The 15,849-nt window shown below is 59.1% G+C and carries 10 protein-coding genes; 4 read left to right on the forward strand and 6 right to left on the reverse strand.

The features are described from left to right. Window positions 1-5 precede the first annotated feature (5 nt). Genes V8J88_RS24390 through V8J88_RS24410 form a run of 5 tightly spaced genes read right to left on the reverse strand, consistent with a single transcriptional unit; the run spans window position 6 to window position 3,449 of the window. The gene (locus V8J88_RS24390; protein WP_338846893.1) at window positions 6-650 is read right to left on the reverse strand and encodes a hypothetical protein; all 645 of its coding nucleotides are present in this window, start codon (window positions 648-650) and stop codon (window positions 6-8) included. A 14-nt stretch (window positions 651-664) separates the two neighbouring features. Then, window positions 665-1,357, reverse strand: coding sequence for a hypothetical protein (locus tag V8J88_RS24395; RefSeq protein WP_338846894.1), 693 nt, complete (start codon window positions 1,355-1,357; stop codon window positions 665-667). 18 nt (window positions 1,358-1,375) lie between these two features. Continuing rightward, window positions 1,376-2,272 (reverse strand): PfkB family carbohydrate kinase, encoded by an 897-nt coding sequence (locus V8J88_RS24400; protein ID WP_338846895.1) that lies wholly within the window; start codon window positions 2,270-2,272, stop codon window positions 1,376-1,378. Between the two features lie 41 nt (window positions 2,273-2,313). Beyond that, entirely contained in the window at window positions 2,314-3,120 is an 807-nt protein-coding gene (locus V8J88_RS24405; RefSeq protein ID WP_338849967.1) for a sulfite exporter TauE/SafE family protein, read from the reverse strand. After that, a complete protein-coding gene (locus V8J88_RS24410; RefSeq protein ID WP_338846896.1) occupies window positions 3,117-3,449 on the reverse strand; it encodes a metalloregulator ArsR/SmtB family transcription factor in 333 nt (110 codons plus the stop codon). Before V8J88_RS24410 ends, V8J88_RS24405 begins: the two co-directional genes overlap by 4 nt. Before the next feature lie 91 nt (window positions 3,450-3,540). Here V8J88_RS24410 and V8J88_RS24415 point away from each other — a divergent pair, with 91 nt between their 5' ends. The 4 genes from V8J88_RS24415 (at window position 3,541) to V8J88_RS24430 (ending at window position 10,744) form a co-directional block, all read left to right on the forward strand. After that, the gene (locus tag V8J88_RS24415; RefSeq protein ID WP_338846897.1) at window positions 3,541-4,407 is read left to right on the forward strand and encodes an MBL fold metallo-hydrolase; all 867 of its coding nucleotides are present in this window, start codon (window positions 3,541-3,543) and stop codon (window positions 4,405-4,407) included. A gap of 11 nt (window positions 4,408-4,418) precedes the next feature. Beyond that, the gene (locus tag V8J88_RS24420) at window positions 4,419-5,387 is read left to right on the forward strand and encodes an efflux RND transporter periplasmic adaptor subunit (RefSeq protein ID WP_338846898.1); all 969 of its coding nucleotides are present in this window, start codon (window positions 4,419-4,421) and stop codon (window positions 5,385-5,387) included. A gap of 11 nt (window positions 5,388-5,398) precedes the next feature. Then, a complete protein-coding gene (locus V8J88_RS24425) occupies window positions 5,399-8,587 on the forward strand; it encodes an efflux RND transporter permease subunit (RefSeq protein WP_338846899.1) in 3,189 nt (1,062 codons plus the stop codon). Window positions 8,588-8,971: 384 nt separating this feature from the next. After that, window positions 8,972-10,744 (forward strand): C10 family peptidase, encoded by a 1,773-nt coding sequence (locus tag V8J88_RS24430; protein ID WP_338846900.1) that lies wholly within the window; start codon window positions 8,972-8,974, stop codon window positions 10,742-10,744. Window positions 10,745-10,883: 139 nt separating this feature from the next. Here V8J88_RS24430 and V8J88_RS24435 read toward each other — a convergent pair whose 3' ends face one another. Further along, on the reverse strand, window positions 10,884-15,800 hold the full coding sequence (locus tag V8J88_RS24435; protein WP_338846901.1) for a calcium-binding protein: 4,917 nt from the start codon (window positions 15,798-15,800) through the stop codon (window positions 10,884-10,886). Window positions 15,801-15,849: the final 49 nt, after the last annotated feature.

Consider the following 15,849-nt stretch of genomic DNA (forward strand, 5'->3'; position numbering starts at 1 on the left):
GCTCCTCAATCCTTTTTGCGCAAACGCGGCGGCCTGTCCGGCAGCAAGATATGCCATTCCCTGACCTCAGCGCGCCAGACTTGCAAATAACCATTGCTGCACACATAGCGCCAGCCATTGCTGATGCCCAGTTTTTGGTCCAGGCCAAACAAGGCCGGCAGGCGCGCCGGCTGGCGCCAGTCCAAGCCTTCTTGCAGACAGGCCATTTGCCAGCACAATAATAAATTTTGCTGCATGGCTTGCGGGTCGTACTCGCGCGCATCAAGCGGGCGGTAGTCGGCGATGTGTTCGGCTTGTCCGGTGAATTCGGCATACGCTTTGCCGCATAAAATCACACCTTGCCAAAAATGTTGCAAGGCAAAGGAAGGTATCGCCAGCGTGGCCGATTCCGCTTGCAGATTGCACATAAAAAATTGGCGCAAGAGATTTTCCATCATGTCCAGATGCGGCGTCTGACAATTCGGCCACAGCTTTTGCACATATTGCCTGGCCAGCGCCGGCGCGCGCCATTGTTTGATCGCGCTCTCCTGCCTTAAATAGGTTTTGATGCGCGTCTGCCTGTCCCGGTAAGCGCGGGCGCCAGGCAGATAAGGCATGAGAAAAAACGCCAAGGCAAAAAAAACCAATGCAGCCAGTACGATCCAAAGCATAGCCGCTCCTTGATTCAAGCCGGCAGCGCATCAGCGCTGAACACACTGTCATATACCTGTCCCTGGAATTGGCTGCGCAAACTGCCATTTTCCATTTTGTGGCGCCAACCGCTGTCCATTCCGATTTTTTGATCGAGTGCAAACAGCAGCGGCATGCCATCCGCCATGGGGGGGCCGAAATCGCGGATCTGGGCGGCTGCACGCCAGCAATGTTGAAACTGGCGTTGCCGCGCGGCGCTCAGCACCGGGGTGAATTCTTCCTCCAAGTCATAATGCAGCGGGCTGAACATCACGGTTTGGCAAAATTCGCGATAGTCGGCGGTGCGCAAGACAAACTCACGCCACAGCAAGCGCACCGCCTGCGAGGGCAGCACGATGCTGCTGTCCTGCTCCTGCTGGTCATAGCGCAATAAAAGATAGATGCGCAAGGCTTGGCATGCCAGGGTGTAATCCTGCCGGCTTAATTGCGGAATATGCTGGCGTAATTTGGCCTCCAATATCGGTGGAAAGTGATAGGCCTGCAGCCTTGGAATGACCCGCATGCGCCAGCCGGCGTGTCCCAGAAAATAGCCCTGGCGCCACAAGCGGTACAGCACATAGGCGCACAGCACGATGGGAATGAGATACATCAGCGGGCCGCTGGGCGGGTGCTTTTTAAGCAGCGCCCCCAGCCAAAAAATAAATACCAGCAGGAAAAAAGTATCCATCTCTGCCCTTTGTTTGCCTCATTCTGCGGCAAGCCATGGATTGAGGAAAGCCTCATGCGTCCCCGCCCGGGTGCAGGCATATGCGCCGGCGCGCGCGCCGATGCGCATGCAGTCGCTCAGGGCCAGACCGCGCAAGCGCGCCGCGATAAATGCGGCGACATAGGAATCGCCTGCGCCATTGCTGTCAATCACCGCGCCGGGCGGCGGCAGGGCGGCTTGGCGCAGCGGCGCATGCGCTTGCTCACGCAGCCAGGCGCGGCTGCCGTGCGCGCCATCCATCACAATCAGCCATTGCGCCTGACCATGCTGGAAAATCTGCGCCGCCAGAGCGGCTTCATTGGCGCCCAGCCGTGTCCCGCTGACAAACACGCCATCGGCTTGCAAGGCAAAATCCCAATGATGTTGCGCCACGCCATCCCAATCATGCAAATCGGTGCTGATGAAAACTTCGGCCGCGCGCGCTGCCGGCAAGACGTGGCGCGCCCAATCCATGATCGACACATGCACATGGTGCGCATGCGGTAAGGCGGCTTGCAAAAGCGCATCGGGCAAACGCTGACCCGGCGTTTCGCGTCCGTCATACAAAGATTGCCGCCGGCCCTGCTTATCGACCAGATTCACACTGCGCCGGGTGCCAGCCGGGGCCAGCGCATATTCCGCATCCAGTCCGCAAGCCGCATGGCGCGCTCGTATCATGGCGCCGGCCTGATCGGCCCCGATCAAATCCAGGAATTTGACGCGCAAGCCCGCCGCCAGCGCGCCCAGCGCAACCCCATTGCCGGTATGGGCGACGTAATCGAGAATCGGCTCGACATGCGTGGAATCGGCCAGCGCCAGCGGCAGCGCCGGCAGCGGCACAATGGTGTCAATGCCAGCCCCGCCTATTACTAAGAGATCGAATGTTTTGCCAGGCATGATGTACAGTGCAAAGTGGGTGTAGCGCACATCATGCCACTTCAGGCGGCAATATGCGCCAAGGCGCGCCACAACATTTGTCCCGCCACCACAATCAATAAGCAGGCAAACGCCAGTTGCACCCGGGCCGCCGGCAGCCGCGCCGCCAGATGCCGCCCAAGCAGCATGCCGGCCATGGCGGCAATCACAAAGGCCCAGGCGGCGCGGCTTTGATCCGGATTGAGGTGCGGCCAGTGCATGGCCACGCTGAATAGGCCGACCAGCGCGATCACCGACAGCGAGGTGGCGACAATGCCGTGCATGCGCACATTGGAAAAGCGGCGCAACAGCGGAACCATGACAAAGCCGCCGCCCACACCCAGCAGACCGGTGAGCAAACCGCTGACAGCGCCAATTGCCGCGATCAGGGCAAAGGTGGGCGCATTCCACTGAAAACGCCCGGTTTTTTCGCACACGCGGGCAATCCGTCCCAAATCGGCTTCGTTTTCTTCGCTACGCCCGGCCCCGGCGCGTAATTGGCGCAGCGCAGCGGCCAGCATCGCCAGCGCAAACAAGACTTGCAACAGTGCTTGCGGACTGCGCAGCGCCAGCCAGCCGCCCAGTGCGGACGCGGGAATCCCGGCAGTCGCCATCAACAGCGCGGCGCGCCAGCGCAGCAAGCGTTTGCGCAAACCATCCAAGGCGCCCAGACTGGCGGCGGCCACCACCGCCAGCAGGGCGACCGGGCCGGCTTGCGCCAGATTCCACTGCATGGCCCACATCAGCGCCGGCGCGCCCAACATGCCGCCGCCAGCCCCGGTCAAACCCAGCACCACGCCGACCAGCGCCCCCAGCACAAGCAGCATCATGCCGCCGGCGGCTGGCAAGCCGGTTGCGGGCAATACATTTCATATAGCAAGGACATCAGCTTTAAGACGCGCGGTTCAGCCAGGGCGTAAATCATGCGCTTGCCATCGCGCCGCACACTGACCAGACCTTCATTGCGCAGCACCCCCAGCTGTTGCGACAGAGTGGGCTGATGGATATCCAGCAAAGATTCCAACTCACTCACGCTGCGCTCGCCCTGGCTGAGCTGGCATAAGAGCATGAGGCGGTCGGCGTGGCTTAGCAGGCGCAAATGGCTGCACGCCAATTCCGCCGCAGTGCGCATGCCATCAATATCACGTAAGGCTTCCATCGTCTTCTCCAACATTATGCTTTTCAATATTATATTCTGCGATATAATGTAATACAAGAAGGCGCATGCGCCAGCAATACAGGAGAAGATCATGCAAACCGCAATACCACAGGTTCAGGCATTCTATGAAAGCATCAGCGGCAGCTACACCTATTGCGTACACGATGGGCGGCATGCGGCGGTGATCGACCCGGTGCTTGATTATGATCCCAAATCAGGGCGCACAGCGCATACTTCCGCACAAGCGGTGCTGACGTATCTGCAACACAACAATTTGCAGCTGGATTGGATTCTGGAAACCCATGCGCACGCCGACCATTTATCGGCGGCGCAGTTTTTACGCGCCGCCAGCGGCGCCAAAGTCGCCATCTCGCGCCGCATTCTGGGCGTGCAGCGCACCTTCCGCCAGCTTTTGAATTTGCAAGACTTTGCCGCCGACGGCGCTGATTTTGATCAGCTGTTGGATGATGACGCGGAATTTGCAATTGGCAGCCTGCGCGCGCAGGTGCTGAGCGCACCCGGCCACACGCAAGCCGACAGCGTATTTCTGATTGGCGATGCGGCCTTTATTGGCGACACGCTGTTTATGCCGGATGTGGGCAGCGCGCGCTGCGATTTTCCCGGCGGCGATGCGCGCCGCCTGTATGCCTCGGTGCAGCAAATCTATGCCTTGCCGCCCGCTACGCGTTTATTTGTCTGTCACGATTACCCGCCGGCAGGGCGCGCGCCGCGCTGCCAGACCAGTATTGCCGAGCAACGCGCGCACAACATCCATTTGCATGCCGGCGTGAGCGAGGCGGAATTCGTCGCGATGCGCGAGCAGCGCGATAAAAATCTCGCCGCCCCGGTTTTGCTGTGGCCCTCGGTGCAGGTGAATATTCGCGCCGGACACTTACCGGCGCCGGAAGCCAACGGGCGCGCTTATTTGAAAATCCCGCTGAATCTGTTTCACGCATAAAGGAGTGCGCCATGCTGCCATATTTCTTCACCTTGTTCAGCATTCTGTCCCTCGGCCTGGCTGCTTGCCAGGCTGCGGCAGGCGAGCTGCCGCGCCAATTTGAAGCGCGCCTGGAAGCCGGCAAAAGCGCGCGCCTGAGCGCGCAAGCCGGAGGCCGTGTGCAAGCGCTGCCGGTGCAGGCCGGCCAATATGTCCAGGCCGGACAATTATTACTGCAACTCGAAGCCATCGACGCGCAGCAGGAAACGCGGGCTGCGCAAGCGCAAGCCGCCGCCGCACGCGAACGCTTGTTGCAAGCCCAGGCCAGCTTGACGCGCCAGCAAAAATTGCAGGCGCAAGGCTTTCTCTCCAGCGCTGCGCTGGAGCAGGCCCAGCATGCGCAACGCGCCGCGCAAGCAGAGTTGAACGCGCTGCAGGCGCAGCAAGAGGCCAGCGCAGCGCGCCAATCGTGGCGGCAGGTGCGCGCGCCCTTTGCCGGCGTGTTGGCGGCGGTGCAGGTGGAAGCCGGCGATATTGTGCAAGCCGGCCAGCCCCTGTTCAGCATGTACGACCCGGCCAGCTTGCGCGCGGTGGCGCATGTGCCGCAAGGATTGGCGGGACACAGCGGCTGGCTCTTGGAATTGGACGGCAAAAGCATCAGCCCGGCGCGTTTGCAATGGTTGCCCGCGACAGATCCCGCCAGCCAGACGCGCGAATTGCGCGCCGAACTGCCGCCCTTGCCGCCCAGCCAATCTGGCGCGCTGTCGCCTGGCCGCTTGTTACGTCTGCAGGCCCCGCTCAGTGCGGGCGACAGCGGCACGCGCTGGCTGGCGCGCAATCTGCTCGCGCCGCGCGCGCAAATGCTGGGCGTATATGTGGCGGATGCGCAAGGCAAACCGATCTGGCGCGTGCTGCGCATCGGGCGGCAGCGCGCGGATGCGGTGGAGGTTCTGGCCGGGCTTGATCCGCACGACAAGCCAATCGCGCCGCCGCTCCGCTAAAGGGGACAATCATGAATCTGCAAAACAATGCTGCGCATGGCCTGATTGCGCGTCTGGTGGATTATTTTCAGCAAGCCCGCATCACCCCGCTGCTGGCTCTGGTGTTGGCTTTGCTGGGCGTGTTTGCAATGCTGGTCACGCCACGCGAAGAAGAGCCGCAAATTGATGTGACGATGGCGAATGTGTTAATCGCCTTTCCCGCCGCTTCCGTCGAGGAAGTGGAACACAAGGTGGCCGGCCCGGCGGAGCAAATGTTGATGCAAATCGCCGGCGTTGAACATGTGATGTCAGCATCCTATCCCGGCATGGCGGTGCTGACCGTGCAATTCAAAGTCGGCGTGGCGCGCGAGCAGGCCTTAGTGCGCCTGCATGATGCTGTCAGCGCGAATGCTGACTTGTGGCCGCCGGCGCTGGGCGTGCAAACGCCCTTGATCAAACCCAAGGGGATTGATGATGTGCCGGTGCTGGCGTTGACCCTGTATGCGCAGCGCGCCGATACCGGGGTGCTGGAATTGGAACAGATTGCGCACAGCCTGGAAGCGGAATTGCAACGTGTCCCTGGTGTGCGCGAAGTGAAAGCCCTGGGCGCGCCTGGCGCCGGGCTGCAGATCGAACTTGATACGCTGCGCTTAAACGCCAGCGGTTTGAGCGTGGCGGAGGTGGCGCAGGCTTTGCGTGCGGCGCATGGCGCCGCGCCTGTCGGCGAATTGCTGCGCAATAATCAAAGCGTGCGCCTGGAAACCTCGGCCTGGTTGCAATCTGCGCAGGAAGTGGAAGAACTGGTGCTGAGCGTGCGCCAGGGCAAACCGGTATTTTTGCGCGATGTCGCCACGGTGCGGCAAGGCGCGCCGCTGGCTGCGCCGATTGTGCAACACTTCCAGCGCGAAGCCGGCGGCGTGCGGCAATATCCTGCGCTGACCTTGGCCATCAGCAAAAAGCCCGGCGCCAACGCCAGCAGCGTGGCGCTGGCTTTGCAAGAACGCGTCAGCAGTCTGCGCAATATTCTGTTGCCGGCAGGCGTCGAATACGCCATCACGCGCGACTACGGCGCCAGCGCCAGCGCCAAGGCGAATAAGCTGTTGCAAAAACTGGCTTTCGCCACCCTGTCTGTGGTGGCGCTGGTGTGGCTGACACTGGGCTGGCGCGCCGCCGCGATTGTCGGCAGCGCGGTGCTGCTGACCCTGACCGCTACCCTGTTTGCCTCCTGGGCCTGGGGCTTCACCTTAAACCGCGTGTCCCTGTTTGCGTTGATCTTCTCAATCGGCATCCTGGTGGATGACGCGATTGTGGTGGTCGAAAACATCCATCGCCATCAGCAGCTGCAGCCTGAAGCCAGCTTGCTGTCCCTGATTCCGGGCGCGGTGGCGGAAGTCGGCGGCCCCACCATCCTGGCCACTTTCACCGTAATCGCCGCACTGTTGCCGATGGCGTTTGTCAGCGGTCTGATGGGGCCGTATATGTCGCCGATTCCGATCAATGCCAGCCTCGGCATGCTGCTCTCGCTGTTAATCGCCTTCATCATTTCCCCCTGGCTGGCGCGGCTGTGGCTGGGGCGTGCGCACAGTCAGGAAAGCCGGCTGGAAGCGCGTTTGCATCGCGGCGCGCGCAGCCTGTTTGCGCCGCTGCTGGCCGAGTCGGGCGGGCGCAGCCGCCGCCGTCTGCTGTGGCTGGGTCTGGCCGGCTTGATCGCCCTGGCGCTGTCCTTACCCCTGCTCGGCGCTGTCACCCTGAAGATGCTGCCGTTTGACAATAAATCTGAATTTCAGGCGGTGCTCGACATGCCGCCCGATACGCCGGTGGAAAAAACCAATGCCGTGCTGCAGGAAATGGCGATGTCCCTGCTGCAAGATCCTGTGGTGACACAGGTGCAGAGCTATGCCGGCAGCGCCAGCCCGATTAATTTCAATGGCCTGGTGCGGCAATATTATTTGCGCAACAGCCAGCAATTGGGCGACTTGCAAGTAATGTTGCGCAGCGAAGCCAGAAAAGAACAAAGCCATGCCATCGCAGCACGCTTGCGCCCGCAATTACAAGCGATTGCGGCGCGCCATGGCGGGCGTTTGAAAGTGGCGGAAACCCCGCCCGGGCCGCCGGTGCAAGCGCCGATTGTGGCGGAAATCTATGGCCCCGATCTGGCCAGCCGGCGCCAATTTGCGGCCCAGGTGGCGCAAGTATTTCAGCAAACCCCCGGCGTGGTGGATGTGGACTGGAGCATGCCGGCAGAAGGCAAGCGCAAGATATTGATTTTGCAGCGTGCGCGCGCGCAACAACTCGGCCTCACTCCGGCCACAGTTTTGCAGACCCTGCAAACTCTGCTGCAGGGACAGGATGTGGCCTGGCTGGCGGACGCCAGCCGGCATCCGCACGCCATGCGCTTGCAACTGGATGCGGCGGCGCAAGGCGATTTGGCTGCGCTCTTGCAATTGCAGGTGCGCAGCGAAAGCGGGCGCATGATCGCGCTCTCTGAAGTGTTGCAGGTGCAGGATGCGGCGCGCGAATTGCCGCGCTATCACAAAGACTTGCTGCCGTATGAATTTGTGCTGGGCGATGTCAGCGGCGGCAATGACAGCCCGCTGTACAGCATGTTTGCGATGCGCGGCAAAATCGCCGCATTGCGCGACGCGGCGGGCGCCTCGCCGCAGGAATATTTCATCAGCCAGCCCTCTCACAGCTGGCAGGGTTTGGCCTTGAAATGGGATGGCGAAGCGCAAATCACCTATGAAACTTTCCGCGATATGGGGGCCGCGTATGCGGTCGGTTTGATCTTGATTTATCTGCTGGTGGTGGCGCATTTCGGCTCCTATTCGCTGCCGCTGATCATCATGGCCCCGATTCCGCTGACGATTGTGGGCGTATTGCCGGGACATGCTTTGCTCGGCGCGCAATTCACCGCGACCAGCATGATAGGCATGATTGCGCTGGCCGGCATCATTGTGCGCAATTCGATTTTGCTGGTGGATTTCATCCGCCTGCAAACCGCCCAGGGTATGCCGTTGGCGCAAGCGATTCCCGCCGCCGCCAGCACGCGCGCCCAGCCCATCATGCTGACCGCACTGGCCGCCATGCTGGGTGCGTTTTTCATTCTGGATGATCCGATTTTCAATGGACTGGCGATTGCGCTGATTTTCGGCATTCTGGTGTCCACCTTGCTGACTTTGCTGGTGATTCCGCTTTTGTATTTCATTGCATATCGGGAGTGAGGCGCGCGCAGGCTTTTTTGATGGGGGGGGTGTTGGATGAGGCGCGCGCAGGCTTTTTTGATGCGCTGCCGGTGTCGGACGCCGGGTATGCGCTTCGCTTTACTGAGCCTGCATACCGTCCCCCGGCTTGCGACGCTGGCGGCGGAATCTGTGCATACCACTTATTATTTTTTCACTAATCTTTGATCTCTTTTAAGAAAAACAACTGTGCAGTATTCGGCATTTGAATACGCTTTTGCCGTCTATTCACATCCAGCCGCAGCTTGCAATAATTGCCGCAATGCAAACCGCACAGCCGCCCCATGCCACACAAGCCATGCGGGATTGCATCAATACCAGCTGCAAAACGCTCTGCTCTCTCGATTCTTCAATACAGGAAAAACAATGAAAAAAACTGTCCGCACGCTGCTGCTGTGCGCCCTCATGTCCCACGCTTGCGCGCATGCCGGCGAATTGCCGCCGGCGGTGGCGCAAGGCTTGCAACAGGCTTTGCAACAGCACTGGCCACAACAAAACGCGCAAGTCAGCGCGCAGCGTCAGCAACGCAGGGCCGACGGCGGCATCGTCTGGCTGCTGCAAATCAATCGGCAAGGCTTTGTCATGCTGGCCGAGGAAAACGGTGCGGCGCGCTTGTTGGCGTATGGCCAGCAGGGCGGCGCCGATTTGTTTGATGAGGATGCGCATGACCCGCTGTGGCTGGGCGGCAGCCCGCGCGCCGACGCGGCCAAGCCCAAGGCCGCACAAGCCCTGCCAAAAGCGGCCCCGCAACTGGCCCCCGCCGCAGTGGTGGCGCCGCTCACGCGCAGCAATTGGGGACAAAGCGGTTACTACAATGACAGCACGCCGCCGGATGGCAACACCGTCCCCACCGGTTGCGTCGCCACCGCAATGGCGCAAGTGATGCGTCATTTTGAACACCCGCTGCGCCCCAAGCCGATCAGCATCAGCTATCAACACCAAACCACCACCGCCGACGGCCAGCCTTTGTCATATGGCACATTGAGCGCCGATCTGTCCCAGGTTGAGTATCAATGGCAGAACATGCCGGATGTTTTGAGCGCGCCGCATAAACCGCTGGCGGATTTGATGTATCAGCTTGGCGTCAGCCTGAAAATGCGCTACCGCCCCGGCTTCAGCTCAAATGCCTATTTCGATGAAATTCCGCGCAGCCTGCGCAATCATTTCGGCTATCAAAGCTCGGATGCCTTATTCCGTTCCAATTACAGCGCGCAAGCCTGGCAGGATTTATTGGCGAATGAATTGCGCCAGCAACGCGTGATCTTGATGTGCGGCTATGACTACAAAGCCGGGGCCGGCCATTGCTGGGTGGTGGACGGTATGGATGAGCGCGGCTTTGTGCATATCAATTGGGGCTGGGACGGACGTTACAACGGTTATTTCGCCGCCGATGCGCCGCTGGTGCGCAGCTATGATTTCAGCGGCTACCATCATGTGTACACAGTGCAGCCCGGCTGCTATCAGACGCCAAGCCACAATCTGCAAACAGGCGGCCAGGCGGAATTGAAAAACAGCGGCTTTGCGCTGGAAAACACCTTTTATTGGCGACGCAGCGGCGATCCGGACTGGATTGTCCAGCGCAGCACGGGCGCGAGCTTGAATCTGTCCGGCCTGCAGGCGGATACGCCATATGAATACAAGATTGAAAGCGTGTGCTCACGCCTGGGCCGCAGCATGTCTGAGGTGCTAAGCTTCCGCACACCGGTTGCGCCGCGTCAATACTGTCAGGCGCGCGGCGCCAGCAGCAGTTATGAATGGATCAATTTGCTCGCCAGCGGGACACAGCAAGTGCAATCCGGAAATAATCAGGGTTATGCCGATTTTTCGCATATTGCGCTGAGCGCCAAGAGTGGGCAGGCCTTGCCCTTGCGCTTGCAAGCCGGCTACAACGGCCAGCCCTGGCCGCTGTATTGGAATGTCTGGCTGGATGCGGATAACGACGGCGCGTTTGCCGCAGCGGAATTACTGTGGCAGGGACGCGCAAGCGGCGAACAGAATATTGCGCCGCTCTTGCCCGCCGGCTTGCAGCAGGGCAGTTACCGCCTGCGCGTGATGATGTCGTATTACCCCATCGGCAGCGCTTGCGCCACGCTGCAATATGGTGAAGTGGAGGATTACAGCGTGCAGATCGCGCCCTGATGGCGCGCTTAGCGCTTGCTGCGCTGGCGCCATTGAAAAACGGCCTGCAGGTTTTGCTTGCAGGCCGTTTTTTTTGCACTCTCAGCACAGCAGGCCTTTGCAGCATTGTCCCCCAAATTTTGCAAAAGGCCGCTTTGGCTTACAGCAATAAAGGCAAATTGCCTTGCGCCGTGCCAGTCAGATGAATGGTTTGCGCTGCGCTGCCAAAGCCGCTTTCCGCCAGCACTGCTTGCGCGCTGCTGTAATTCAAAGCCGACAAATTGCCATTGCGCGCCGCCTGCCAGGACAAATCGCCGCCGATGATGGCGCTATCGCTGCCGCCATTCGAGGCCGCCGCCAGGCTGCCGGCCAGCGCCCATTCACTGATGGCCGGATTGGCCGCGCGCGCCGCATCGAATGCCGACACCAGGGACAGGAAGTTGAATTGCTCGACTTTATTGTTATTGATCGCGCTGCCGCCAGCCTGGTAATCCGCGCTGCCATCCACCACCACTTGCAAGGTATTGATGCTGCGCAAATCGCTGCCGCCGCTCAGATACCAATCTTTGAAACTGAGCTGTTCATTGTTGCCGGTCAACAGCTGCAAATCATTGCCGCTCTTGCGCAGGGCCAGATTGCTGTAGCCGATGTTATTGCCCAGCACCAGGGTGTCATCCAGGCCGCTGCTTTGCAGCACGTCCTGACCACCGCCGCGCCGGAACACAAACACATCTGTGCCGCCGCCGCTGTTGATCACATCATTGCCGGCTCCGCCGAAGAACAGGTCAGCGCCAGCGCCGCCGCTCAGGCTGTCCGCGCCGGCGCCGCCGTCGAGACAGGAGTTGCCACTGCTGTCTTGCAGCGTGTCATTGCCAGCCGCGCCTTGCAAAATATCGTTGCCAAGCGCGCCATTGATCTGATTCGCGCCGGAATTGCCCTGAATCAGATTATGGCTGGCGTTGCCATTCGCCGTCAGATTAGTGGCCTCGCGCAGAATCAGGAATTCAACCTCATTGCTCATATTCCAGCTCAGTCTGGAATACACCAGGTCAATCCCCTGTCCCGGATTTTCCAAGACCTGGTCGCCACGGTTTTCGATCAAATACGTATCATTGCCGCCGCCGCCTTGCAGGGTGTCTGCGCCGGCGCCGCCATCCAGCAAATTATTGGCGCTATTGCCCTGAATATTGTTGGCCAGCGTATTGCCATAAGCGATCAAGGGAAGGCTGCCTTGCATTTGCAGATTTTCGATGTGTTGCGGCATGGTGTAATGCGCATGCGTCAACAAGGTGTCTGTGCCGGCTCCGCTATTTTCCTGCGCCACATCCTGCGTGCTGTCGATCACATACACATCATCGCCCAGCCCGCCTTGCATGGTGTCGGCGCCGGCTTTGCCGTCCAGCAGATTATTGCCGGCATTGCCTTGCAGCAGATTGTTGGCCGCATTACCCGTCCCTTGCAGGGCGCCGCTTAACAGACTGAGGTTTTCGACATGCTCAGGCAAGCTGAAATTGACGCTGGCTTGCACCGCATCCATACCGCTGTTGGCGGATTCCTGCACCACATCCTGCGCATTGTCCACCACATACACATCATCCCCTTGCGCGCCCCACATGATGTCGGCGCCGGCTTTGCCATCCAGCAGATTATTGCCGGCATTGCCGCCCAGCACATTGTCCGCACTATTGCCGATGGCCTGCAGCGCGTAGCCGCTCAAGTGCAGGTTTTCAACATGCTCCGGCAAAGTGAAACTGACGGAGCTGAGCAGTATATCCGTCCCTTCCCCCGGATTTTCCTGCACCTGATCCAGCACATCGTCGATCATATAAGTGTCATCGCCCAAGCCGCCACGCATGGTGTCGGCGCCAACGCCGCCATCCAGGCTGTTATTTGCGGCATTGCCTTGCAATACATTCGGCAGGCTGTTGCCGAAGCCAAACAGGGCAGCGCCTTGCAACTCTAATTGTTCAACGTGCTCCGGCAGGGAAAAATTATTGGAAGTGATGACTTTATCGTTGCCTTCATCGGCCAGCTCCCGCACCAAATCCATCGCGTCAGCAATATACACGTCATCGCCAGCGCCGCCATGCATCATGTCCTGTTGCAAACCGCCATCCAGGGTATCGTTACCGCCAGCGCCATCCATAAAATCGCTGTTGGCAGAGCCAAAAATTTTGTCATTGCCCAAATAGCCTTGCGGCACATACGGCAGATTGTGCTGCTCATCCAGATAGATGACTTGATCCATCCATCTGTCGCTTTGCCAAATCACCTGCTCGCCCAGCATGGCGCGCAGATTGAAGACTTGGCCTGATTGCTGAAAATTGCGGACTTCCAGCACATCGGTCGAATTTTTGAGATGGAACAGGAAAGTATTGGCGCCCGGATCATAGCGGAAGCTGATATCTTGGAGTTCAATCCCTGCTTGGAATTGGATGGTGTAGTTCGATATTGGGGACAGTGCTTCAATCTGGTCGCGGCCACCGCCGCGTTCCATAATGAAAGTGTCATCGCCGCCGCTGCTGCGCATACTGTCATCACCGGCGCCGCCGCGCAAGGTGTCATTGCCGCCCTCGCTTATCAATAAGTCGTTGCCGGCGCCGCCATCCAAAACGTCATTGCCATCGCCATCGGACAAGGCATCGTTGCCTTCTTCACCGTATACAACATCATCGCCGCGATTGCCTGATATGTAATCCATGCCTTGACCGCCATGCAAGCTGTCGTTGCCGTCAAGACCATCCAGGTGATTATCTTTCTCATTCCCGCTGATCAGATTATTTTCATCATTGCCAACCCCAATGCGGGCGTCAGCCAGCAGCGTCAGCTTTTCCACGCCGGGCGACAGATTCTTGACGTCAGCATAAGCATGTACGGTATCGTAGCCTGCGCCGGAATTTTCATAGATCGCATCATATTCATTGTCCAGGAGATAAAGGTCGTCCCCCATGCCGCCGGCCATTGTGTCGATACCGCTGCCGCCATCCAGCGTATCAGCGCCGTCCAGCCCGATTAATTGATCATTACCGCCCATGCCTTGCAACAGTTCGGCTGAATTGCTGCCGATGATCTGATTGTCTGCGTCGTCGCCCTTCATGCTGAATTTGCCCAGCACGGTTTGATCCCACACCGTGCCATCGTCAAAATGAATTTCATCGATCGAATACGCTGGTTCTTCGCGCCAGCCGGGCAAACTGATGCTGCCGCCGCCGGCTAAACGCAAGGTGAACTGGCCATCCTGTTCCACATACGGGTACACACTCTGCGGCGTGATGTCAGGCGCAAACGAGATGATATTGCGGCCATCCGCTGTCGCTGCATTCAAAATTCTCACCATGCCATAGTGGGCATCAATCCGCACCACATTATCGCCAGCATCCAGCTGAACTGTATCCATGCCGCCGCCTGTGATCAGCACGTCATTACCGGCGCCGCCGCTCAGGAAATCATCGTAACTGCCGCCTGCCAGGGTGTCATTCCCGCCGCCGCCCTCAAGCCGCCCATGGCCACGGATGTAATCCGCCATCTCAGTCGGGCTGTAGCTGCGCGCCGCTTCATGCAAAATCCGTTCAGCATTCCACACCAGGCCATCGCCAAATGTGATGCTTTCCAAATGCGTATTCCGTCCCTGATTTTCTTGCAGCAGCGCAGGAATTTCCAGGCTGGCGCCAGACGAACCCAAGCTCATCCGCAAGCTGCCATCTGTCAGCCGATAAATCGCCACATTTTGCTGCGTCATCTGCGGCGCCAATTGCAGATGCAATTTTGCCGCCTGGGTCGGGTCGATCAATTCGATGCGTTGATGACCGGCATCGCCATGCAGACGAATCAAGTCTTTACCGCCCTGGCCCAGCATAAACACATCATCGCCGCTGCCGCCATCCAGCAAATCATCGCCAGCCCCGCCGCGCAAGGTGTCATTGCCGGCGCCGCCGGCAAGCGCGCTGCCATCGGCGCCAGCTTGCAGCACATCATCCCCGGCGCCGCCGGATTGCATCGGGCGCGGGTTTTGCAGCAGCGCCTGCATTTTCTGCGGATTCAAAATTTCACCATCCGCCAGGCGTAAGCTGAACATCCCGGCTTGCGCGCGCCAGCCATGGATGATCATGCTGTCATTGCTGTCTTGCAAACTGATCTTGAGCGCGCCATCGTTTTCTTCCTGCAGTTGCAGGATGGCGCTTTGAATTCCTTCGCCAAGATGAATCCGGGTGCTTTGGTAGTTTTCTGAATACACATGATCCAGCTCGCTGCCATAGCCGAAATGGATAATATTTGTGATGGAAGCCAGACGTATCACGTCATTTCCGCTGCCGCCCTCGAAAGCAGTGAAGCCATTTTCTTGCGCGCCGATTAATTCATCATTGCCCGCGCCCCCATGCAACAACACGCTGGCCGGGCCGGCCTGCAACACATCATCGCCGTCCAGGCCGGCTAACACCGCACTGCTTATGCCTTGCAAGAAATCATTATTGTTGCTGCCTGCATTCAACGGCGCAGCCGGCTGTTCAAGCATCAAATTGAGCAATTTCTGGCCGCGCAACTGCACGCCATCAGCCAATTCGATGTGATCCAACACATTCAAGGAATAGCCGTGCTTGCCCGCATTCTGCAGCATGAACTTGCTGGCCGGCAGATGCATGCCGTCCGCGCTGAACGTTGCGTTATTCAATTCAAGCGGCCAGCTTAGACGCAGCTTGAGATGATGTTCCAAGGTATTTATGTCTGCAGAAAGTTGCAAGGTGTCGGTGCTGGCATAATACAAATTGCTGTGTTGAATAATGCTCTCTGCAGCCTGCGTTTCGGGACGGAAAATCATGGTTTGATTGCCCGTGCCGCCATGCATCCAGACATCGCCGGCGCCGAAATACATGGTGTCATCGTCCGCGCCGCCGGACAACAAGGTCTTGCCCCGGCCAGCCGACAAAACATCATTCCCCTCCCCGCCAAACAGGCTGTCCTGACCGCTGTAACTGATCAGAGCATCATCTCCTTGCAAGCCCTGTATCAAATCATCGCCAGTTGTGTCATACAAAATGTCTGAATAATCCGTACCGCGAATAATGTTGTGAGATGTCATATGCCGTTAAAAGTGGGAAATGGAAGAGTGCGCAGATGCTACAGGGAAA

It is taken from the genome of Massilia sp. W12 (genome assembly GCF_037300705.1).
Classification (GTDB): domain Bacteria; phylum Pseudomonadota; class Gammaproteobacteria; order Burkholderiales; family Burkholderiaceae_D; genus JACPVY01.